General features: G+C 60.5%; 18 protein-coding genes. 1 reads left to right on the forward strand and 17 read right to left on the reverse strand.

Translation table 11 applies throughout. The features are described from left to right. Positions 1–94 precede the first annotated feature (94 nt). From AB3226_RS29010 to arnB, 9 genes are read right to left on the reverse strand one after another with little or no spacing between them, the layout of a single operon-like run. Positions 95–1,717, reverse strand: coding sequence for an ArnT family glycosyltransferase (locus AB3226_RS29010; RefSeq protein ID WP_367375588.1), 1,623 nt, complete (start codon positions 1,715–1,717; stop codon positions 95–97). Beyond that, complete coding sequence (locus tag AB3226_RS29015) at positions 1,690–3,069, reverse strand: UDP-glucose/GDP-mannose dehydrogenase family protein (RefSeq protein WP_367375589.1); 1,380 nt, start codon at positions 3,067–3,069, stop codon at positions 1,690–1,692. Before AB3226_RS29015 ends, AB3226_RS29010 begins: the two co-directional genes overlap by 28 nt. Further along, the gene (gene arnF, locus AB3226_RS29020) at positions 3,066–3,479 is read right to left on the reverse strand and encodes a 4-amino-4-deoxy-L-arabinose-phosphoundecaprenol flippase subunit ArnF (protein ID WP_367375590.1); all 414 of its coding nucleotides are present in this window, start codon (positions 3,477–3,479) and stop codon (positions 3,066–3,068) included. The genes AB3226_RS29015 and arnF overlap by 4 nt, the downstream gene beginning before the upstream one ends. Beyond that, positions 3,476–3,820: a 4-amino-4-deoxy-L-arabinose-phosphoundecaprenol flippase subunit ArnE gene (arnE, locus tag AB3226_RS29025; protein ID WP_367375591.1), complete on the reverse strand. Its 345-nt coding sequence runs from the start codon at positions 3,818–3,820 to the stop codon at positions 3,476–3,478. Before arnE ends, arnF begins: the two co-directional genes overlap by 4 nt. After that, the gene (arnT, locus tag AB3226_RS29030) at positions 3,817–5,466 is read right to left on the reverse strand and encodes a lipid IV(A) 4-amino-4-deoxy-L-arabinosyltransferase (protein ID WP_367375592.1); all 1,650 of its coding nucleotides are present in this window, start codon (positions 5,464–5,466) and stop codon (positions 3,817–3,819) included. The genes arnE and arnT overlap by 4 nt, the downstream gene beginning before the upstream one ends. Further along, a complete protein-coding gene (arnD, locus tag AB3226_RS29035) occupies positions 5,463–6,347 on the reverse strand; it encodes a 4-deoxy-4-formamido-L-arabinose-phosphoundecaprenol deformylase (protein ID WP_367375876.1) in 885 nt (294 codons plus the stop codon). The genes arnT and arnD overlap by 4 nt, the downstream gene beginning before the upstream one ends. Beyond that, the gene (gene arnA, locus AB3226_RS29040; RefSeq protein ID WP_367375593.1) at positions 6,347–8,353 is read right to left on the reverse strand and encodes a bifunctional UDP-4-amino-4-deoxy-L-arabinose formyltransferase/UDP-glucuronic acid oxidase ArnA; all 2,007 of its coding nucleotides are present in this window, start codon (positions 8,351–8,353) and stop codon (positions 6,347–6,349) included. Before arnA ends, arnD begins: the two co-directional genes overlap by 1 nt. After that, positions 8,350–9,369 carry an undecaprenyl-phosphate 4-deoxy-4-formamido-L-arabinose transferase gene (gene arnC, locus AB3226_RS29045; protein WP_367375594.1) on the reverse strand — a complete coding sequence of 340 codons (1,020 nt, stop codon included), beginning with the start codon at positions 9,367–9,369 and terminating at the stop codon, positions 8,350–8,352. The genes arnA and arnC overlap by 4 nt, the downstream gene beginning before the upstream one ends. Next, entirely contained in the window at positions 9,366–10,514 is a 1,149-nt protein-coding gene (gene arnB / locus AB3226_RS29050; RefSeq protein ID WP_367375595.1) for a UDP-4-amino-4-deoxy-L-arabinose aminotransferase, read from the reverse strand. The genes arnC and arnB overlap by 4 nt, the downstream gene beginning before the upstream one ends. A gap of 446 nt (positions 10,515–10,960) precedes the next feature. Between arnB and xerC the strand changes: the two genes are divergently transcribed. Continuing rightward, complete coding sequence (xerC, locus tag AB3226_RS29055) at positions 10,961–11,806, forward strand: tyrosine recombinase XerC (protein WP_367375877.1); 846 nt, start codon at positions 10,961–10,963, stop codon at positions 11,804–11,806. Positions 11,807–11,815: 9 nt separating this feature from the next. Here the strand turns inward: xerC and AB3226_RS29060 are convergent, their stop codons facing one another. From AB3226_RS29060 to AB3226_RS29095, 8 genes are all read right to left on the reverse strand, one after another. Then, positions 11,816–12,571, reverse strand: coding sequence for an ABC transporter ATP-binding protein (locus tag AB3226_RS29060; protein WP_367375596.1), 756 nt, complete (start codon positions 12,569–12,571; stop codon positions 11,816–11,818). Continuing rightward, positions 12,565–13,626, reverse strand: a complete 1,062-nt coding sequence (locus AB3226_RS29065) for a FecCD family ABC transporter permease (RefSeq protein ID WP_367375597.1) — start codon at positions 13,624–13,626, stop codon at positions 12,565–12,567. Before AB3226_RS29065 ends, AB3226_RS29060 begins: the two co-directional genes overlap by 7 nt. Beyond that, positions 13,623–14,807 (reverse strand): ABC transporter substrate-binding protein, encoded by a 1,185-nt coding sequence (locus tag AB3226_RS29070; protein ID WP_367375598.1) that lies wholly within the window; start codon positions 14,805–14,807, stop codon positions 13,623–13,625. Before AB3226_RS29070 ends, AB3226_RS29065 begins: the two co-directional genes overlap by 4 nt. Positions 14,808–14,870: 63 nt before the next feature. Continuing rightward, complete coding sequence (locus AB3226_RS29075) at positions 14,871–17,303, reverse strand: TonB-dependent siderophore receptor (protein ID WP_367375599.1); 2,433 nt, start codon at positions 17,301–17,303, stop codon at positions 14,871–14,873. A 247-nt stretch (positions 17,304–17,550) separates the two neighbouring features. Next, complete coding sequence (locus AB3226_RS29080; protein ID WP_367375600.1) at positions 17,551–18,528, reverse strand: FecR domain-containing protein; 978 nt, start codon at positions 18,526–18,528, stop codon at positions 17,551–17,553. Next, positions 18,529–19,044, reverse strand: coding sequence for a sigma-70 family RNA polymerase sigma factor (locus AB3226_RS29085; RefSeq protein ID WP_367375601.1), 516 nt, complete (start codon positions 19,042–19,044; stop codon positions 18,529–18,531). Positions 19,045–19,124: 80 nt separating this feature from the next. Continuing rightward, positions 19,125–20,369 (reverse strand): MFS transporter, encoded by a 1,245-nt coding sequence (locus AB3226_RS29090; RefSeq protein ID WP_367375602.1) that lies wholly within the window; start codon positions 20,367–20,369, stop codon positions 19,125–19,127. Positions 20,370–20,449: 80 nt separating this feature from the next. Next, the gene (locus AB3226_RS29095) at positions 20,450–21,004 is read right to left on the reverse strand and encodes a membrane integrity-associated transporter subunit PqiC (protein WP_367375603.1); all 555 of its coding nucleotides are present in this window, start codon (positions 21,002–21,004) and stop codon (positions 20,450–20,452) included. Positions 21,005–21,011 lie beyond the last annotated feature (7 nt).

A 21,011-nucleotide genomic window follows, 5' to 3' on the forward strand; every position in this document is an offset into this window, starting at 1 on the left:
CGTCCCTATGTAGGAGTTGCCGAAGGCTGCGATCTGTTGATCTTAATCTTCAGCAACATCGAAGCCGCCAAAAGATCGCAGCCTTCGGCAGCGCCTACAAGGGAGGTGTGTGCAGGAGGACGTAATCGTTTTTATCGAAACGCCCGCTCAATATCGGCGCCTGGGCTCCCAGCGGTGTGCCTTGCAAAGCGTTGTAGTCGCTCCGATCCATCATCAGCCACGCCGGCCCTGGCAGCGCTTCGAGTTCTTGAATCGATTCGGTGAACACCGGTTGCAAGTCTTGCTCGATATTGACCATGAACTTGATCGCCTTGGCGTCCTTGCCCATGCCGTGCAGCACCAGCGGCGCCGGGTCTTTCTGAACCTGTGTGAATGCCGCTCGGCTGAAGGTTTGCGTGTCGTAAAGCTGACGCTCCACCGGTTCGAACACCAGGATATAAACCGACCACAGCGCCAGGACTGCGCAACCGGCCAATACTTCGGCCCGCCAGAGAGACCGGAACCACGCCGCCAGCGCGATGATTTGCAACGCGACCAGCGCGATCACGACCGGCACAAAGGCAGTCGGTTGCGTTGGCAGACGCCGTTGCGCGATCAGCAATCCGACGATCAATAGCCCCGGAATCAGCAACCACAGCCCTTGCATCAAGGTCCGCAACCAACCGAACACCCGACCCTGCGCCACCTGAAACGGGTACGCCGCAATGATCGCCGCCATGGGCAGCATCGGCAGCAGGTAACGAGCCTTTTTCGCTTGCGGAATCGACAAGCCAATCATCACGACCAACCCGGCCGCCGTGCAGTACTGCAACAGGCGCAATGCGGAACCTGCCTGCCGTGGATTCGTCAGCCAGACCGCGGCCAATACCAGCAACGCCAGCGGATAAGCGAGCGCATAGTTACCCAGCGAACGAGTGAAGTAATACAGCGAACCGCTGACCCCCTCGCTGCCGTCCATGCGCCCCAAGAACTGCATGCGCACCACGTTTTGCATGAAGGCCGGCCCGCCGCTGGTTTCGGCCAGCCACAACAGCACGCCGACACACACCGCCAGCAACACCGCCGCCAGCAAGCCGAAACCGAACAACCGCGACCATTGGCGATTGAGCACGTAATAACTACAGAGCATGCCGGTAGGAATCACCAGCCCGATCGGCCCGCGAATCCCGAAGCCCAGTAGCAACAAGGCAAAAACCAGCGGCAACCGACGGGGCATGGCGAAATGATCGGTGGCATAGCCCAGGTAGAACACCGAGAACGCAACGGCCGCCAGCATCAGGTCCTGGGACACGGCACGGGTTTCAGTGACAAACGTACTGGTCAACAGCATCAGGGCGATGCTCAGCAGCGCCCAACGTCTGGAGTACGGCGCGAGCAATCGGTACATCAACGTGACGATTACAGCGGCGGCGATGGCGCTCGGAAGCCAGGCGCTGAGGCTGTTGACCTGCCCGAACGGCAGGGACAACAACCAGATGAACAGCGTCGAAACCGCTGAGTAATCGGCATAGGGCTGGCCATAAGTGGTCGGAAAAACCGATGGCCCGTGGCGCAGCATCTCTTGGGCGAACAGCACGAACCGCGAGTCGAAACCGATTGCCGCTTGCTGATAAACCCCGGCGATGAACAGCATCAGCGCCAGCAGCCCAACCCCCAGGGACTGCCGACGAATGCCAGGCGAGACTGTGTTCACGCCACGACCGAGGCCGCAGGCCATTGCTGATGGGGAATAGGCAGGTTGCGCGATTCGCCACGGCCCATCGGGAAGTACTTGAAGCCGCTGCGCTCAAGGCGTTCGGCGTCGTACAGGTTGCGCCCGTCGAAGATCACTGGAGCATTCAGGCGCTGCTCGATCAAGTCGAAATCCGGGGCTTTGAACTGCTGCCACTCGGTGCAGACGATCAAGGCATCGGCGCCCGACAGTACGGATTCCGGGGTGCCCATGAGCATCAGTTTCGACTCGTCAGGGTACAGACGCTGGGTTTCCTGCATGGCTTCCGGGTCGAACGCCCGCACATGAGCCCCGGCGACCCACAGCGATTCCAGCAGCACCCGGCTCGGCGCATCGCGCATGTCGTCGGTGTTGGGCTTGAAGGCCAGGCCCCACACGGCGAAGGTTCTGCCGCGCAAATCGCCCTTGTAGAAGGCGTTGATGCGTTCGAACAGTTTGTGTTTTTGCCGCTGATTGATGGCTTCCACTGCTTGCAGCAGGTCGCTGGAGCAGTGGGCCTCTTCGGCACTGTGAATCAGCGCGCGCATGTCCTTGGGGAAACACGAGCCACCATAACCGCAGCCGGGATAGATGAAGTGATAACCGATGCGCGAATCGGCGCCGATGCCCAGCCGCACCGATTCGATGTCGGCGCCCAGGTGTTCGGCCAGTTCGGCGATCTGGTTGATGAAACTGATCTTGGTCGCCAGCATGCAGTTGGCGGCGTATTTGGTCAGCTCGGCGCTGCGCAGATCCATGAACATGATGCGGTCATGGTTGCGGTTGAATGGGCCGTAGAGGTCGCGCATCACGTCGCGCACGTCATCGCGTTCACAGCCGATGACAATGCGGTCCGGGCGCCGGCAATCGGCCACGGCCGAACCCTCCTTGAGAAACTCGGGGTTGGAGACAATATCGAACTGCAACAGCCGACCGACCTTGAGCAGGCACTTTTCGATATGCGCGCGCAAAGTATCGCCCGTGCCCACCGGCACCGTGGATTTCTCCACCAGGATCACCGGTTGTTCACGGTGACGCGCGACCGCTTCACCCACCGACAGCACGTAGCGCAGGTCCGCCGAACCATCGTCCCGGGACGGCGTGCCGACGGCGATGAACAGCACCTGGCCATGCTGCACCGCGAATTTTTCGTCCGTGGTGAATTGCAGCCGTTTGGCTTCCAGGCTTTCGCGCACCAGGCTGGCCAGCCCTGGTTCGAAGATGCTGACGTGGCCTTGTTGCAGCAGCGCGACTTTGTTCTCGTCAATGTCCATGCACACCACGTCGTGGCCGACTTCAGCCAGGACGGCAGCTTGAACCAGGCCAACATAACCGCTACCAAATACACTGATTTTCATGAAGCACTCCTAAGTTCAGGCGCACGAGCAGGTCGAGAGTTGATAGTGATGACACCGAGGATGACCAGCGCCACCCCGAGTGTTTTCGAAAGGCTGAAGGTTTCGTTGAACAACGGCAGGCTGGCGGCTAGCACGTACACCAGCGCGTAGCTGATGCTCAGTAGCGAATAGGCCCGACCCAGCGGCAAATCACGCAGGGCGGCGAGCCAGGTGAACATCGACACGGCATAGGCGAGGATGGCGGCCAGCACGACGGCCACGGCGGCCACATCGACGCTGCCGTTGCTCAACGTGGATATCAATTGTTCGGGATGCGGCAAGCGAGTCATGCTCCAGCGCATGCCCAACTGCGCGGCGCTGCCCAGCAATACGCTGCCCAGGGCGAAGGCGAGTCCGCGACGCAGGCTCATGCGTGTTGCCCCAACAACGCCACGCCAGCGATCACCAGCGCCACGCCCAGCCAGTGACGGCGGTCGACGGTTTCGTGAAAGACGAAGCGGGCGACCAGTGTGATCAACACGAAATTCAGGCTGAGCATGGGATAGGCGACGCCAACTTCGAGGCGCTGCAACACCAGCAGCCAGACCAGCAAGCCCAATCCCAGAGAGGCGAGCGCCAGCCACAGCCACGGCGAGCGCAGTTTCTCGCCCCAGCCCGACGTCTTGCCGCGCCAACTTTCCACGGCGTACTTCTGGGCGATTTGGCCCAGGCAGGTCAACAGGCAGGCAGCCAATACGAGCAGCAGGCTCATGATGCCCCCTGAGGAAAGATCAGAATCACCAGGTTGCCTTGTTCATAACGTTTGCCATCCTTGGGCAGTCGTTCGATTTCTTGCAGTTCGCCATCGCCCTTGACCCGCATCACCACGCCGACCGAACCACTCTGGCGGGCTTCACGCATCCACTGTTGCACTTGATCGAGGTCGACCCGCTGCTGTGAGCCATCAGGATAGGCGAGGCCATATTTCAATTCGCCTATTGAGTTGTACAACGCCACCTCAGGGCGTTTCAGGCGCCAGGCCAGCGCTGAAGCGGCGCCCAGGTCGTTGCTCAACAGCTTGCCGGTCTGCGCCAGTTCCTCGACGTGTTCGAGGATGAACTGGTCGGGCATCTTGTTCGCCACTACCGAGTCAGGCATCCCGGCCGGCAGCACGCCGATCAGCAGCAAACTGCCGAAGGCCGGGGCAGCCCAACATTGCAACGGGCGGAAGGCTTGCAGCAGGTTGGCCATGATCCAGCCGATCAACCCGATGAACACCACTATCAGGTTGTGCAGTTCATGGTCGTACAGCGGCTTTTTCAGTTGTAGCCAGACCAGCGCAATCAGGGTGACCACGCCCAACGTCAGGTTCAGCAGACCATTGATCCCCAGTACCCGGCCCTGTTCCAGCTTCAGACGGTCCGCCAGGGCATGGCCCAGCAACAACGCCAGGGGCAACAGGCAGGGCATGATGTAGGTCGGCAATTTACCGTTGCTCAGGCTGAAAAACGCCAACGGCATCAGCAGCCACAGCAACAGGAAAGCGATGCCTGCCTGATGCCGGGTCTGCCACGCCTGTTTCAGCGCCGACGGCAGCAACGCCGCCCACGGCAGACTGAACCCCACCAGCAGAGGCAAATAGAACCACCACGGCGCCTCATGTTGAGCGTCATCCCCGGCAAAACGGCGAATGTGTTCGTGCCAGAAGAAGAACCGCCAGTAATCGGGTTCCTGTGCATGCACTGCCAAAGCCCACGGCAGGCTGACCGCGATGGCCACGACAATCGCCACCGGGCCGTAAGTCAGCAGTTCCCGCCAGCGTTTTTGCCAGAGCATCCAGGGCAGGGCGATCAGCACTGGTAGCAGCCAGGCGAGGAAACCCTTGGTCATGAAGCCCATGCCGCAGGCCAGCCCCAGTAGCGTCCACCCGAGCAGACGCGGGCCACGGTTGACGCTGTCCAGCGCAAACCACAAAGCCACCAAGCTCAGGTTGACCCAGAAAGTAAATTGCGGATCGAGGTTGGCATAGCCGGCTTGCCCGGCGACGATGGTAAAACTCATGTACAGCAGCGCGCAGGCGAAGCTCTTGCGCGGTTCGTTCCACAGCCGGCGGGCGATCAGGTAACACAGCAACACGCTCAGCCCGGTACTCAGCACCGAGGCGATGCGCACACCAAACAGGTTGTTGCCAAACAGCGCCTGGCCAATGGCGATCATCCAATAACCGGCCACTGGCTTTTCGAAGTAACGCAGGCTCATGAAGTGAGGCGACACCCAGTTACCGCTCAGGAGCATGTCCTGGCTGATCTGGGCATAGCGGGTTTCGTCGGGAATCCATAAACCGTGGGTGCCCAACGGCAGCAAGTACGCCAGCACCAAAACGACCAGCAAAAACGGCAATGCCCAGCGCTTGCTCATGCGCTTTGTACCCCCAGCCAGCCTTCACGGCCCTCGAGGGCGCCGCGCACGACGTGGCCCATGGGCAACGTGGCGGGTGCCTCGGGCAGCAGATCGCCCAGGGGTTGGAAATGAATGTCCTGCCGGCGCGCATCGACCAGCAGTTGACGGAAATCATTGGCCATTAGAATCCCTTCTACTTCGGCATGGATCGTGTAGACGTTGAGTGCTTGCGGGGTGAACCGCTCAAGAATGAACGCGTTGAAGTCCTTGGCCGCGACGGTCGGGCCGACCACCTCATCGAAGGTCGGCAGGTCCACCGGAATCTGCGGTGTCCCCGGACTGCCATCGGCTAATGTCGGCCGGAACAGGCGCTGGCCCCGACAATCGCTGTTGTAGCGAAAGCCGAAACCCTGCTTGGCCTCGATCACACGCTCGTCCGCCCGCCAGCCGGCAGACGCCGAGCACTCGACTTTTTGCCCGAGGATGTCACTGAGGCTGTCGACGCCACGGCGAATCTGCTCGATCAACTGCGCCTCGCTCCAGCGCCCGGCATTAGCCTGCCAGCCGTGGTGATCCCAGGCGTGCAGGCCGACTTCATGCCCCCCCGCCAGGGTCTGACGCATCAGGTGCCCGAGGTCGCGGCCGATCGGTTTGCCCGGCCACGCGGTGCCGGCCAGCACAATGTCCCAGCCATACAGGCCGGCGGCGTTGGAGCGGAGCATCTTCCAGAGGAACTGCGGGCGGATCAGGCGCCACAAGTGGCGCCCCATGTTGTCCGGCCCGACACTGAAGAAAAACGTCGCCTTGACCTGAGCCTCATCGAGCATGTCCAGCAGCCGCGGCACCCCCTCACGGGTGCCTCGGTAAGTGTCGACATCGATTCGTAGGCCTGCCTGCATCAGCATGATTCTTCTGTAGATTGCTCCGCCCGTTCGAGCATGGCTTCACGCAGGAAGAAGTCCAGCGTGTTGCCAATGGTCTCGCTCATTTGCACCGTTGGTATCCAGTCAAGCAGACGTTTGGCATTGGCGATGCTCGGTTTGCGGTGAGACACGTCCTGATAGCCAGTGCCATAGAAAGCTTTGCTTTCGATATCGCGGAAACCGGCGAACGGCGGGAAGTTGTTGCGCAGTGGGTGAGCCTCGAACTGGCGCAGCAGTTCTTCGCCCAATTGACGAATGCTGGCTTCGTTGTCCGGGTTGCCGATGTTGATGATCTGGCCGTTGCAGGCGTCGTTCTCGTTGTCGATGATCCGCGCCAGGGCTTCGACGCCATCGGCAATGTCGGTGAAGCAGCGTTTTTGCTCGCCGCCGTCGAACAGACGAATCGGCGTGCCTTCCACCAGGTTCAGGATCAACTGGGTGATCGCCCGGGAGCTGCCGATGCGTGCAGAGTCCAGACGGTCCAGGCGCGGGCCCATCCAGTTGAAAGGGCGGAACAGGGTGAAATTCAGGCCTTTCTGGCCGTAAGCCCAGATCACCCGGTCGAGCAACTGCTTGGAGATCGAGTAGATCCAGCGTTGCTTGTTGATCGGTCCGACCACCAGATTGGAGCTGTCTTCATCGAAGTTACCGTCCTGGCACATGCCATAAACTTCGGAGGTCGACGGGAAAATCACGCGCTTGTTGTACTTGACGCAGTAGCGAACCAATTTCAGGTTCTCTTCGAAGTCCAGTTCGAACACCCGTAGTGGATTGCGCGTGTATTCGATCGGCGTGGCGATCGCCACCAGCGGCAGAACGACGTCGCACTTCTTGATGTGGTACTCGATCCACTCCGAGTGGATGCTGATATCGCCTTCGACGAAGTGGAAGTTCGGATGGCTGCGCAGCCGCTCGATGGCGTCCGAACCGATGTCCAGGCCGTACACTTCATAGCGGTCGTCACGCAGCAGGCGTTCGGACAGGTGATTGCCGATGAAGCCGTTGACGCCGAGGATCAGCACCCGGGTGCGACGCGGTGCACGGCCCGATTCGGCGCCGCGCAATACCGAACCATCGACCAGCCCCAGTTCGTTGGCCAGTTGCGGGCCGCTCAGGTACAGGCCGTTGTCGTTACGCTGGCCGGCGTTGATCAGCAGCGAGTCTTCGCCACAGGCAATACGCAATGGATCGACGCTGATGACCCGGCCCGGTGCCAGGCCTTCATTGCCCTTGACCACGTCGGCGCTCCAGACAATCAGCTTATGCTCGCCCACTGCGCAGAAAGCGCCCGGATAAGGCTGGGTCACGGCGCGGACCAGATTGAACAGTTCTTCAGCCGGTTTGCTCCAGAACAGTTTGCCGTCCGCCGGGGTGCGACGGCCAAACACCGTGGCTTTGGATTCATCCTGTGGGGTTTCGTTGAATTTTCCCTGAAGCAGTGCAGGTAAGGTATCTCGTAGCAGATCGGTGGCAGCCAGGCGCAATTTGCCGTGCAGGGTCAGCGCGGTGTCGGTGCGCTCAATCACCACCCGTTGCTGGGCGATGATCGCGCCAGCATCGGCACGCTTGACCATGCGGTGCAGGGTCACGCCGGTTTCCGTTTCCCCGTTGACCAGCACCCAGTTGGCCGGTGCCCGGCCACGGTAGCGCGGCAGCAACGAGCCATGCAGGTTGAACGCACCTTTGCTGGCCGTGGCCAACAGCGGTTCGCTCAACAGGTTGCGGTAGTAGAACGAGAACAGGTAATCGGGGTTGAGCTTGCTGATGCGCTCGATCCACAGCGGATGGTTGACGTCTTCCGGCGCATGCACCGGGATGCCTTTGCGTGCGCACAGTTGCGCAACCGAGCCGTAGAACGCGTTTTCCTTCGGGTCATCGGGATGGGTGAACACGGCGGCAATCTCGTAACCCGAATTGAGCAGGGTTTCGATGCCGGCACAGCCAATATCGTGATAGGCGAAGACAACAGCTTTTGCGCTCATGAGAGAACCTGATCTGAAGAAGTGGAAGTGAGGCCGTCGACGGTGACAACGGGAGCAGGGGCAGAGGGGGTGCTACGCAAAACCTTTTCGATGAAGAACCGTGGACGCGCCCGGACGTCGCTGTACATGCGGCCCAGGTACTCACCCAACAGGCCCATGCCGATGAATTGCCCGCCGGTAAAAACGAACAGCACCGCAAACAGCACAAACAGCCCGTCGCCGGCCCATTCGGCACCGAAGACCAGGCGCAGGACGATCAGCATGACGGCGAACAGCAGGCCGAGGCCGGCCATGCCGAAGCCGACGATGCTCAGTAATCGCAGCGGTGTGGTGGTCATGCAGGTGATCAGGTCGAACATCAGGCTGATCAGGCGCATCGGGCTGTATTTCGACTCGCCGTGTTCGCGCTCGGCGTGGGTCACCAGAATTTCCGTGGTGTGCCGGGCGAAGCTGTTGGCCAGGATCGGGATGAAGGTGCTGCGCTCGCGGCAGGCGAGCATGGCGTCGACGATGGTCCGGCGATAGGCGCGCAGCATGCAGCCGTAGTCGGTCATGGCAACGCCGGTGGAACGCTGCACGGCGAGGTTGATCAACTTCGACGGCCAGCGGCGCAGGGCCGAGTCCTGACGGTTGGCGCGCACCGTGGCGACCACGTCGTAACCCAGTTCGGCCTGAGCCACCAGCCGCGGGATTTCTTCCGGCGGGTTTTGCAGGTCGGCATCGAGGGTGATCACCACATCGCCCTTGCACTGTTCGAAGCCGGCCATGATCGCTGCGTGCTGGCCGTAGTTACGGTTGAGAATGACCGCTACTACCGGGCTGCACTCGCGACTGGCTGCGTCCTCGAGGATTTGCGCCGAGTTGTCGCGACTGCCGTCATCGACCAGCACAATTTCATAATCCTGGTGCAATTGCTGGCACGCCGCTTCGGTGCGCCTGAGTAACTCGGGCAGGCTGTCTTGCTCGTTGTAGACCGGGATGACGATTGATACGCAACGGATCGGATAAGGTTTCACAGGCTTGTGTCCACTATGTTTTCAATGGCGTCGACGACACGATCGACGTCGTCGCTGGTCATGTCGGGGAACAACGGGATCGAACACAGCCGCGCCGAATTCCATTCGGTGTTGGGCAGGTAGATGTTGGGGAAACGCTGGCGGTAGTACGTGTGCAGGTGAGTGGCGATGAAGTGAATGCCGGTACCGATGTTCTGTTCCTGCAACGCCTTCATGAACGCCTCGCGGTCCAGCCCGCAACGTTCGGTGTCGATGCGTAGAATGAACAGGTGCCAGGCGTGCTGTTGCGCATACGTCGGAACGGCCAGCGGTTGCACCGGCAAGCCTTCCAGGCGTTGCAGATAGGTCTGGGCCAGCTCCGTGCGCTTGGCGTTGATCGCGTCCAGACGCTCCAGTTGCACCAAGGCGATGGCCGCGTTGATGTCGGCCAGGTTGTACTTGAAGCCGGGCTCCATCACTTGGGCCTGGGGTTTGCGGCCGTGGGTGAGGCGGTCGTAGGCATCCACGCCCAAGCCATGAAACTTGAGCATGCGCACACGAGTGGCCAGCGCTTCATCGTCGCTGACGAACATCGCGCCCTCGGCGCAGGTCATGTTTTTGATCGCGTGGAACGAGAAGATCGCCGTGCCTTGGGCGCCGACGTGACGACCTTTATAGAAAGTGCCCGCCGCATGCGCAGCGTCTTCGATGACGGCGATGCCATGCTTGTCTGCCAGCGCGTAGAGCGGATCGAGGTCGAACGCCGCGCCGGCGTAATGCACCGGAATGATTGCCCTGGTGCGCGGCGTGATTGCCGCTTCGATGCTCGCCAGGTCGCTCATCAACGTGTCGCGGTCAACGTCGACGAAAACCGGCGTCGCGCCGAGCAGGCAGATCATGTTGGCGGTCGATACCCAGGTCTGGGACGGTGTGATGACTTCGTCGCCGGGACCAATTCCCAATGCCAGTAATGTGATGTGCATCCCGCCGGTGGCCGAGGACAATGCGACGGCATGGCGACAGCCGACATAGTGGGCGAAGTGCTCTTCCAGTTGCTGGTTTTTCGGCCCGGTAGTAATCCAGCCGGAGCGCAGTACTTGTTGTACCGCGGCTATTTCTTCATCGCCGATACTGGAGCGGGAGAAGGGGAGAAACGCCTGATTCATAGTAATCTCCGGGCGAACGAAGCCCTTCAGCGAAATCGCCGAAAGAAGCGTATTTTCAAAGGCTTAGCCGATAAGCCAAGAAGCCATCAATTGACTTTCCCGGCCATGACCGGCAGCGTGACGGCCCCTCGGGCTCGTCGAATGAAGGGAAGGTTATGCCCGTTTTTGTCAAAGGAACATGAAAAAGCGGTGGGCGAATCGTTTATCTGAAGCTCATACAGCCACTGTTCAGACTTGTGCCGTTTATCCCGTTTTTTAGCGTAAGAGCGCGACAGAAGTGCCGCGCTTTATATTAAGTAGATTTCATTGTTTAGTTGTTTTGTTGAACTTTATTCATTTTCAAGGCCGTTTCATTGATTGACTTACCTGCTACTGAATCCATCGTTTCAAAAGCCAACCCGTTGACCCTGTACCTGGCGCGTCTGGCGCCGTCCAGCCAGTTGACCATGCGTTATGTGTTGCAGGACGCCGCTGACCGTCTGGACTTCGAAGACATGAACATCGAAGAGATTCCCTGGCATCAACTGCAGCCCGAGGATGTCGTTGCACTGGTGGCGACCTTGCGCGAAGACGGTTACGCGCCAAATACCTCGTCGCTGTACGTTAACGCGGTGCGCGGGGTGATGAACGAAGCGTGGCGCATGAGCCTGATCAGTCAGGAACATCTGCTGAAAATGCGCTCGGTCAAAGGCATTGCCGGCACGCGACTGTCCCAGGGGCGCAACCTCAAGCGCACCTTGATTCGCGACTTGATGGAGGTCTGCGCCGCCGATCCACGGCCGCAAGGGCTACGGGACGCGGCCATCATCGGGATTCTGTACGGGTCGGGGATGCGCAAATCGGAATCGGTGAATCTGGACCTGGCCCAGGTGGATTTCACCGAGCGCAGCCTGTGCGTCACCGCCAAGGGCAACAAACAGCTGATCAAGTACGCACCAGCCTGGGCCTTCGCCAAACTGGATGCGTGGCTGGAGTTGCGGCGTTCGCTTTTAAAGGAGGGCGAGACGGATGATCCGTTCCTGTTCAACCGCATCCGCCGTGGCAGTCACATCACCCGCGAGCGCATCACCAAGCATGCGATCTACTACATTGCCCGGCAACGCGGCGCACAGGTCGGGGTGAAAATCATGCCGCACGATTTCCGGCGGTCGTTCATTACCCGAGTGATTGAAGAACACGACCTGTCGATCGCGCAGAAACTGGCCCATCACAGCAACATCCAGACCACGGCCAATTACGATGTGCGCGACGACAACGAACGCCGTCGGGCGGTTGATCGCTTCGACCTTTGACGGCGGGTTTCAGACGATATCGTCGATCAGAATGTGGCTTTGGGCACGGCTGCATTTCTCGATTCGCGCTTCGACCTTGTAGACCTCGCGCAGCATCTGCTCAGTGATCACTTCATCGCTGGGCCCGCTGCCATGGCTGGTGCCGTTGGCGATGACCAGCACCTGATCGGCAAAGCGCAGTGCCTGATTCAGGTCGTGGATCGCGATGAACACGATCACCTCGCGTTTGCGCGCCAGTGCGCGCATGAAGTTCAGCACTTGCACTTGCCGATGCATGTCGAGGGCGCTAGTCGGTTCGTCCATCAGCAAGACTTCCGGTTCGCGCACCAGGGTTTGCGCAATCGACACCAGTTGTTGCTGGCCGCCGCTGAGTTCGCCGAGGTTGCGAAAGGACAGCTCGGTGATCCCCAGCGCGCCGAGGATTTCGTCCACCAGTTTCAACTCGTCGTCGTGCACGACCCATCCCGGCGTCAGCTGTTTGCGTGCCAGCAGTACTGATTCGTAAACCGTCAGGCGGGCGCTGGCATTCAGGCCTTGAGGCATGTAGCTGATGCCTTGTGAACCTTTTTTCGAGTCTTGCAGAATGACTTGGCCTGGCCCATCGATCAGCCCCGCCATGCGTTTGAACAGGGTCGACTTGCCCGCCGCGTTGGGCCCGACCACGGCGACCACTTGGCCGCCGGTGAAGGTCGCGGTGGTCACGCCGCAAATGATCTCGCGCTGGCCGTAGCGGGCGCCGAGGTTCTCAAGCTGGATCTTCACCATGAGTTTTTCTTCCCGCTGAGAATCAGAGATATGAAGAACGGCACGCCGATCAGCGAAGTGACCACGCCGATGGGAAATATCGCGCCCGGAATCAGGGTTTTGCTGACCACTGAACTGGCGGACAGAATCAGCGAGCCGGTCAGCAGCGAGGCGGGTAAAAAGCACCGCTGATCTTCGCCGATCAGCATCCGCGCAATGTGCGGCCCGACCAGCCCGATAAAGCCGATGGTGCCGACAAACGCCACCGGAAACGAGGCGAGCAGGCTGACCATGATCAACGTCTGAAAGCGCAGGCTGCGTACGTTGATCCCGAAACTCGCGGCCTTGTCATCGCCCAGGCGCAGGGCGGTCAAAGCCCAGGCACGTTTGGCGAAAATCGGCAGGGTGATCAAAATCACCAGGCAGATCACCCCGAGTTTTGGCCAGGTGGCTTTGGTCAAACTGCCCATGGTCCAGAACACCACCGCCGCGACGGCTTGTTCGGTGGCAAAAAACTGCACCAGCGCCAACAGCGCATTAAAGGTGAACACCAGCGCAATGCCGAGCAGCACGATGGTTTCTGCAGTCACGCCACGGCGCATGCTCAGGAAGTGGATCAGCAGCGCGGACAGCATCGCCATGATGAAGGCATTCACTGGCACCATGTACTGCGCCGCCAACGGAAACAGCGCCACGCCGAAGGCCAGGCCCATGGCCGCGCCAAAACTGGCGGCGGCGGAAATACCGAGGGTGAAAGGGCTGGCGAGGGGGTTGTTGAGGATGGTCTGCATCTGCGCGCCGGCCAGCGATAACGCGGCGCCGACCGCCACCGCCATCAGCGCCACCGGCAGACGGATTTCCCACATCACCACCCGCACTTGCGCCGACGCGGTGTCCGGTGAAAACAGCGCATTGAGTACTTCGCTCAAACTGTAACTGGCGGGGCCGAGGGCCAGATCCAGCAAAACGCTGCACACCAGCAACACCACCAGCGCCGTGAGGATCAGCCGTTTGCGCAGCACCAGTTGACGATACGTGTCGCGCTGTACGATCTGCGCTTCGCCCAAGGAGCTCATTGACGGCTCTCCTTCAGGCTGACGAAGTAACCCGACTCGTACGGTACCGGCAGGAATCGCTCATGCAGTTCGCGAAACGAGGCGTCGGGATCGAGGTCGGCAAACAGTGTCGGGTGAAACCATTTGGCGAGTTGCTGGATGGCCACGAATTGGTAAGGGCTGTTGTAGAACTGGTGCCAGATCGCATGAAACGCCTGGGTGTCCTGAGCCTTGATCCCGGCATAGGCCGGGCGCTGGGTGTACCAGGCCAGTTTGCGTCGGGCCTCTGTGAGGTCGGCGCCCGGGCCGACGCCGACCCAACGCCCGCTGGGCGCAAAGGTTTCCCAGTTGGCGCTGGTCACGACCACTTGATCCGGGTTGGCGACAATCACCTGTTCAGGGTTCAACTGGCCAAAGGTGCTCGCAATGATGCCTTTGGCGATGTTGTTGCCGCCGGCCATCTCGACGAAACGACCGAAGTTCTCATTGCCGAAACTCAGGCAGCAGTCGTCGGTGTAACCGCCGATACGCTCGATGAACACGTTGGGGCGCGGCGCTTGACTGGCCTCGATGACGTCGGTGACGCGGCGGATCTGCTGGTTGCGAAAATCAATGAACGCCTCGGCGCGCGCTTCCTTGCCGAACAGCTTGCCGAACAGGCGCATGGTCGGTTCGGTGTTGGCCATCGGGTTGTTGCGAAAATCGACATAGATCACCGGAATGCCCAAGGCGTCGAGTTTCTCGATGTAGCGGGCGTCTTCGGTGGCGTGTTGGGCTTCGATGTTGAGGATAATCACGTCCGGTTGCTGGGAGATTGCTTGCTCGATGTCGAACGTGCCTTCTTCAAAGCCGCCGAAGGTGGGGATCTTGGCGATGTCGGGGAATTTGCGCAGGTAGGCGCCGTAGGTGTCCGGGTCGGACTGGATCAAATCCTTGCGCCAACCGACGATGCGCTCGATAGGATTCTGCGTATCCAGTGCGGCGACCAGGTACAGCTGACGACCTTCACCGAGAATCACTCGTCTGACCGGCAGGTGAACCTTGACCTTGCGTCCCAGCAAGTCTGTCACCGTAACTGCAGCAGGGTCCTGAACGGCGGCAACCGCGTTGCGCGTTGCCAGTGAAAAAAACAACGCCACGCCCAGCAGTCCGGCCAATAGCAGGGCAACGAAGGCGTGGCTGTGTCGATGAACAGATGCCATGGTTGAAGCCTTTACAGGGTCAACCCGAGCAGCGGCTCAGGCCACTGCTCGGACTGAACATTTTCAGAAATCGACGGTGGCCGACAGTTGCAGGGTGCGCGGCGAACCTTGGGAGAACGCGCCGTAAGACGCGACACCGGACCAGTACTCACGATCGAAAACGTTCTGCACCGTCGCCCGGAACGTGGTCGGGCGTTCAGCGATGCGGGTGGCGTAACGCGCGCCGACATCGAAGCGGGTCCATGGATCGAGTTCCTGGGTGTTGGCCTGGTTCACGTATTGGCTGCCGGTGTAGATCGCGCCGCTGGTCAGCGTCAAACCTTCGACCCACGGGGTGTCCCATTCGGCCCAGAGGTTGGCCTGAACCTCGGGTACGCCCACCGGTTTGTTGCCACGATTGGCGGCAGTGCCGGTTTTGGTCAGTTCGGCGTCGAGCAGGGTCACGCCACCGAGCAGCCGCGTGCCCTGGGCGATTTCACCGAACACGTTCAACTCCACGCCACGGTTGCGTTGCTCGCCTTGCACCGAGAACACGCCGTTGGCCAGTTCGCCGCTGGGCTTCTTGATCTGGAACAGGGCGAGTGTGGAGGTGAAGGTGCCGTAATCGACCTTGACCCCGACTTCCTGTTGGCGGGAGATATAAGGCGCGAAAATTTCACCCGAGTTCGAGGCCGTAGCCGGTGCGATGTCGCCCTTGCTCAAGCCTTCGATGTAGTTGTAGTAGAACGAAACGTGATCCCAGGGTTTGACCACCACCCCGAACAGCGGCGTGGTTTCGCTTTCATCGTATGAGGTGGTGACCACACCGGCGGTGTTGTAATTATCGGACTGGATGTTCTGCTTGCGCAGGCCGAGGGTGACCTGCAAGCGTTCGTCCATCACCGAAAGGGTGTCGGCCAGGGCCACGCCGGACAGTTCGGTCTCGGAGACTTTCAGCGCATCGGGGCTGGCAATCGACGGTTTCGCACGGTCGACCGGGTGATACATGTTCGACAGAACCGCCGGCCCGGAGTTGATGCCCCTGGACAACTCGTCACGGTAACGGGTGACTTGCACGGTGGTGCTGTGGCTGATCGGGCCGGTGTCGAAGCGCAGGCGGGCACCGGCATCGACGGTGTAGCGCTCGACTTCGAATTTGTAATAGCCGGGAACCGATCGCGTATCGCCAGCGCTGTTGAGGATAGTCGGGGTCTGGTCGGACATTCGCGCGACATCCGACTTGCCGCCGCCAGCGTGGGCGAACACGGTCAGGGCGTCGTTGAGGTCGTACTCGGCACCGAGCAAGGCCGATTTGTCACGGGTTTCGGACCAACCCCAGTCCTGGCTGACGTTGGTCCGGCCATTGGCTGCGGACGGAATGTCCACGCCGGAAGCAATGAGGAACGGCCGTGACGCTCCGTCGAATTCTTCCTTCTGGCTGATCAGGTCCAAGGTGGTGCGCAGTCGCTCACCCTGATAATCCAGCGAGATCGAACCGATATCGACGTCACGGGATTGATCGTCGATGGCGGTGTCGCCTTGCTGGGTGCTGCCGTTGATGCGCACGCCGAACTGGCGTTCCTCACCGAAGCGCCGACTGACGTCGACGTGCCCGCCGATCTGCGAGTCCATGGCATAGCTGGCGGTGAACCGGGTCAGGTCTTCATCGAGAGAACGCTTGGGCACCACGTTGATTACGCCACCGACGCCGCTATTGGGTGACATGCCGTAGAGCAGGGCGCCAGGCCCTTTAATCACTTCGATGCGTTCGGCGTACTCGGTGAACACCCGATAGTTGGGGGCTACGCCGTACACGCTGTCAAACGCCAACTCACCGAGGTTGCCTTCACCCACCGGGAAGCCGCGGATGAAGAACGAGTCGACGATGCCACCGGTCTGGCCTGTGGAGCGCACCGAAGAGTCACGCTCCAGCACATCGGCCACGGTGACTGCCTGCTGATCCTTCATCAGTGCCGAGGTGTAGTTGCTGACGCTGAAGGGCGCGTCCATCACATCCTTGTTGCCCAGCATGCCGAGGCGCCCACCACGAGCGACCTGACCGCCTGGATAAGCCGGTGGCAGGCCGTTGGTGCGAGCGTCGATGCCGTTGACCGTGGTTTCGTCAAGGGTCAAACCGCCGGCACTGTCGGCCGGGCGCGGTGCGAGGGTGTAGCTGCCGTCATTGCGCAATACGATTTCCAGGCCACTGCCGGCCAGCAATCGGCTGAGCGCTTCCTGCTTCGAGTAAGTGCCCGACAGGCCCGGGCTGGTCAGGCCTTCGGTCATCGAGGGTTGAAACGACAGGGCAATGCCGGCGTCCACGGCAAATCTCGACAACGTTGCACCCAATGGCCCCGGCGCGATGTTGTAGGCGCGGGGGGCGGCGGCATCCTGTTGTACCGGCGCGGCGGCCGAGGCAAACGGGCTGGCGGCACCGGTCAGGGCAAGGCTTAGCAATGCGCTACGGACAGCCAGTTTCAATGAGCGATCCGAACACTGAGGGCGTGCAACGAACATGGAGTGATGACCCTTTCGACGAGGTTGAGAAGTTCTTCCTTCCCTAGCCAGTCGAGATCAAAAAAAGTATCACCTGCGCCGCAATTTTTTTTGCGGTACGTTTTGTGTGCCCCCCCAGATTCCATGTGGGAGCGGGCTTGCTCGCGATAACGATATGTCTGTTACATCAATATCGGATCTTCCGCCGTCATCGCGGGCAAGCCCGCTCCCACAGGTGTGTGTTTAGTCCTGAACAGGTGAGACAGGCTCAGGCGGGAGAAAGCGTGACCCAATAGCCGCTTAAATGCCCGGTGGCGATCACCGGGTACGTTTGCACGAGCATGTTCAGGGTGCGTTGCGTGTCGCTGATGGGAAAGGCCCCGGAAATGCGCAGATCGGCAATGGCCGGATCGCAGCGCACGAAGCCTTTGCGATAGCGCGCCAGTTCGGCGAGGAAGTCGGCCAGACGTACGTTGTCCGCCATCAACATGCCTTGAGCCCAGGCGCTGACGGCGCTGTCCACCGGGTTCAACCGGCCAAAGGCTTGCGCGGAAAAATCGGTGCGTTGCCCCGCATTGACGATCAATGGGGCGACGTGACTGTCACGGGGCAACTCGACTCTGACTGCACCGTCCAGCACGGCAAGGTGGGTGCGGGTCTGCCATTCGCGAACGGTAAACCGTGTGCCTAAGGCCTGCATGCGCCCCTGACGAGTGCTGACCAAAAAAGGTCTGGCCTGGGGCAATACATCCGGCGCGGTTTGCACCAGAATTTCGCCTTCGCGCAAGTTGATCAGTCGCTGGTTAGCATCGAACAGCACGTCGATGGCGGTATCGGTATTCAGGGTGATGTGCGAACCGTCGGCCAAGGTCATTTCACGACGTTGGCCCACGGCAGTCCGGTAGTCGGCCGTCCATTGCTGTGATTCCACCAGTTTCCAGCTGCCCCAGCCGGCGGGCAATACCGCGAGGATGGTCGCCAGTTTTGCCAGAGCGGTGCGTCGTTCAGGGTTGCTCGGCCGATCCAGCGCCGACATCGCCAGCGACGGCGGCAGCCCGCCGAGCTTGCTTTGCAGCAATTGCGCACGAGCCCAGGCGCGATGCCGCTCGGGGCTGCTGACGCGCCAGCATTCCCATTCGGCTCGCTGGGTTTCATTGAAGTCACTTTCGTTCAGACGCATCAGCCATTCGGCGGCTTCTTCAATAATTCGCGGGTCGATTTGCGCGTCACTGTGGCGAGTCGACATTCATTCCACCAGCATCAGGCATTGTACGAAGGCCTGCTTCATGTAGCGCTTGACGGTAATCAGCGAGACGCCCAGTTGCGTGGCGATCTCCTCGTATTTCAGCCCGCCGATCTGCGACAGCAAGAACGTACGCTTCACCAGCGGCGACAGGGAGTCGAGCATCGCGTCTATTTCGTGCAGGGTTTCCAGCACCATGAAACGCAGTTCGGGGGAGGGCACCTCAGGCGCGGGCAGCAACGCCAAGGCATCCAGGTAGGCGCGTTCGAGCGCCTTGCGCTGATACCAATTGACCAGAATGCCCTTGGCCACGCAGCTCAGGTAAGCCCGAGGCTGCTCAATGACCGCGACGCGGGAAGCGAGTATGCGAGTGAAGGTGTCCTGTGCAAGATCAGCCGCATCCATGGCGTTGCCCAGTTTTTTGCGCAGCGTGGCGTACAGCCAGCCGTGATGGCCGCTGTACAGGGCCTCGATCATGCGCAGATGATTGTTGTGGGTCGCGGGCAGGGTATCGCTCATGGATGATAATTTTTAGCGATTGAGAAGTATTCCCAATCCTAGTTGACTGTGACCCTGCGGCGCAAGAGGGGTCTGCTGGATCAGTCGCCGGGGGGCACCTGGCTCGGCTGCATCACCACCGGCCGATAGCGCAGGGCGACAATCGGAATCAGTGCAACCACGTAGGCCAGGCAAACAAACAGGTAGGTGTACTGCAAGCCATAAACCTGGCTGAGCAAACCACCGGCCGAGATGCCCGCGATGGAGGCAAACTGCGCGGTGCTTTGGGCAATCCCCAGCACATAACCCTGCTGTGAGCTGTCGGCGGTTTTCGAGATCAGTGCCATCAGCACCGGCGTCGTCGCCCCCAGCAGCACGCCCCACACGAAGTAGGCAATGACAAACACCGCCGGGTTGCGGGTGATGCCGGCCACAGCGGTCAGAGCGACGCAACCGATAACAATGTAGGTGATGCGGTGCAGGGTTTCCTGCCGGCTTAGGTGTTCGAAGTAGCGCGACCACGGCGTGGCCGAGATGATGAACCCCAGGGCCAGCAAGCCGTAGCAGAGGCCAACCACCGAGTTGCTGACCTCGAACACCGAGCTGACATACAGCGAGAACGAAGTCTGTGGCAGCATTCGCGCCAGCAACAGAATCCCCATCACGCTCAGTAACGACAGCAGTGGTGAACGTTGCCATAGGCTGCTTGAACGGCTGACCGGTGCCGCGGCATCCACCACCGGTGTTTTTTTCACCGGTGGCACATCCGGCAAGGTCACGGCCGCTACCACGGTGCAGATCGCACAGAGGGCCGAGGCAATAATGTTGATCCAGAAAAAGGTCGCGTAATCGAGGATCAGCCCGCCGACCACGGCACCGAGCAACGAACCGACGTTGGTGGATATTTGCAGGATCGCAAACAGCCGCGCCCGGCGTGAAGGCGCTTCGATGCTGACGCCGTAAGCCTGGGCCGGGGCAATGTACCCGGCGAATGCGCCCTGCAAGAAGCGCAGGAGCAGGATCACCCAGATATCGCTGAAGAGGGCCAACCCGAGCTGGGTCAACGACAAACCGGCCAGGGCGCGGATCATCATCAACTTATGGCCGTACCGGTCGCCGATACGGCCCCAGAATGCGCTGGTCAGAATAATGCCCAGCATCGGCCCGACGTAGACGGCGATGCTGGCGAAGCTGAACACCGACTCTGAAGACGTCAGCCCACGCAGGTGGACGGGCCAGAACGGCCCGCTCATTTCCATCGCGCCCATGGAGATGAGCTGGATCGCGAACAGAAGATAAATCAGGATTCTTACGCTCGAACCCTGAAGGGTACCTGTATGGGACATCGGTCAGCCTCGGTGGTTGGGCGGCATCCTACGTGCTTTGCCATCGAGGGAAAACCACACCGGCATTTCTTGCGCACTCGCTACTTGACCGACGGACAGCCCCGTGAAGCTCCGATTGCTGCCTGACTGATAGCGGCAGCTAACCGTTTCACATTGTTCTGATGAGCGACCACCAGGTCATCGATGCTCGGGCCGGAGGGAGTCTGTAACGTGCTGCGACAGGTGATCAGCGCGGTATCACCGGCGCCGAGGCTGCGCAGGCGCCATTTGACGTCGATCAACGCGTATTGACCCGGAATTGAATCAAAGCGTTGTACATCCAGTCGCAACGACACTCTGCGTTGCGGGTTACTGTTGACCAGTTGATCGACCAGGGCGCTGCGCAATTCGTCCACCAGGCTTGCCGCCCACCATTCGGTTTCGAGGATCGCCAGGCCACTGTTGCCTTGGCGAATGACAATCTGCGGGCGGTCGACCTGGGGCGGCACCGTGATGCTTTCGATCTGGATTTCCGCGCTGCTGCTTGCGCCACTCAATTGGGCGGGGGTCAGGGTGTGGAACTGAATCGGATCGCTGCGGCAGGCGGTAAGCAACAACAGCGCGGTGACCAGCGTGATCTTCAGCGAAAAAGCCATGGGTGTT

Source organism: Pseudomonas lini, from assembly GCF_964063345.1.
Lineage (GTDB): Bacteria > Pseudomonadota > Gammaproteobacteria > Pseudomonadales > Pseudomonadaceae > Aquipseudomonas > Aquipseudomonas lini_B.

Bases quoted from the DNA above. Each gene is read 5' to 3' on its own strand.
- AB3226_RS29090 (WP_367375602.1), bottom strand. From the start codon at position 20,369: ATGTCCCATACAGGTACCCTTCAGGGTTCGAGCGTAAGAATCCTGATT.
- arnF (WP_367375590.1), bottom strand. From the start codon at position 3,479: ATGAGCCTGCGTCGCGGACTCGCCTTCGCCCTGGGCAGCGTATTGCTG.
- AB3226_RS29010 (WP_367375588.1), bottom strand. From the start codon at position 1,717: ATGGCCTGCGGCCTCGGTCGTGGCGTGAACACAGTCTCGCCTGGCATT.
- AB3226_RS29095 (WP_367375603.1), bottom strand. From the start codon at position 21,004: ATGGCTTTTTCGCTGAAGATCACGCTGGTCACCGCGCTGTTGTTGCTT.
- AB3226_RS29060 (WP_367375596.1), bottom strand. From the start codon at position 12,571: ATGGTGAAGATCCAGCTTGAGAACCTCGGCGCCCGCTACGGCCAGCGC.
- AB3226_RS29070 (WP_367375598.1), bottom strand. From the start codon at position 14,807: ATGGCATCTGTTCATCGACACAGCCACGCCTTCGTTGCCCTGCTATTG.
- arnD (WP_367375876.1), bottom strand. From the start codon at position 6,347: ATGCAGGCAGGCCTACGAATCGATGTCGACACTTACCGAGGCACCCGT.
- AB3226_RS29075 (WP_367375599.1), bottom strand. From the start codon at position 17,303: ATGTTCGTTGCACGCCCTCAGTGTTCGGATCGCTCATTGAAACTGGCT.
- arnA (WP_367375593.1), bottom strand. From the start codon at position 8,353: ATGAGCGCAAAAGCTGTTGTCTTCGCCTATCACGATATTGGCTGTGCC.
- xerC (WP_367375877.1), top strand. From the start codon at position 10,961: ATGCGTTATGTGTTGCAGGACGCCGCTGACCGTCTGGACTTCGAAGAC.
- AB3226_RS29080 (WP_367375600.1), bottom strand. From the start codon at position 18,528: ATGTCGACTCGCCACAGTGACGCGCAAATCGACCCGCGAATTATTGAA.
- AB3226_RS29065 (WP_367375597.1), bottom strand. From the start codon at position 13,626: ATGAGCTCCTTGGGCGAAGCGCAGATCGTACAGCGCGACACGTATCGT.
- AB3226_RS29085 (WP_367375601.1), bottom strand. From the start codon at position 19,044: ATGAGCGATACCCTGCCCGCGACCCACAACAATCATCTGCGCATGATC.
- arnB (WP_367375595.1), bottom strand. From the start codon at position 10,514: ATGAATCAGGCGTTTCTCCCCTTCTCCCGCTCCAGTATCGGCGATGAA.
- AB3226_RS29015 (WP_367375589.1), bottom strand. From the start codon at position 3,069: ATGAAAATCAGTGTATTTGGTAGCGGTTATGTTGGCCTGGTTCAAGCT.
- arnT (WP_367375592.1), bottom strand. From the start codon at position 5,466: ATGAGCAAGCGCTGGGCATTGCCGTTTTTGCTGGTCGTTTTGGTGCTG.
- arnE (WP_367375591.1), bottom strand. From the start codon at position 3,820: ATGAGCCTGCTGCTCGTATTGGCTGCCTGCCTGTTGACCTGCCTGGGC.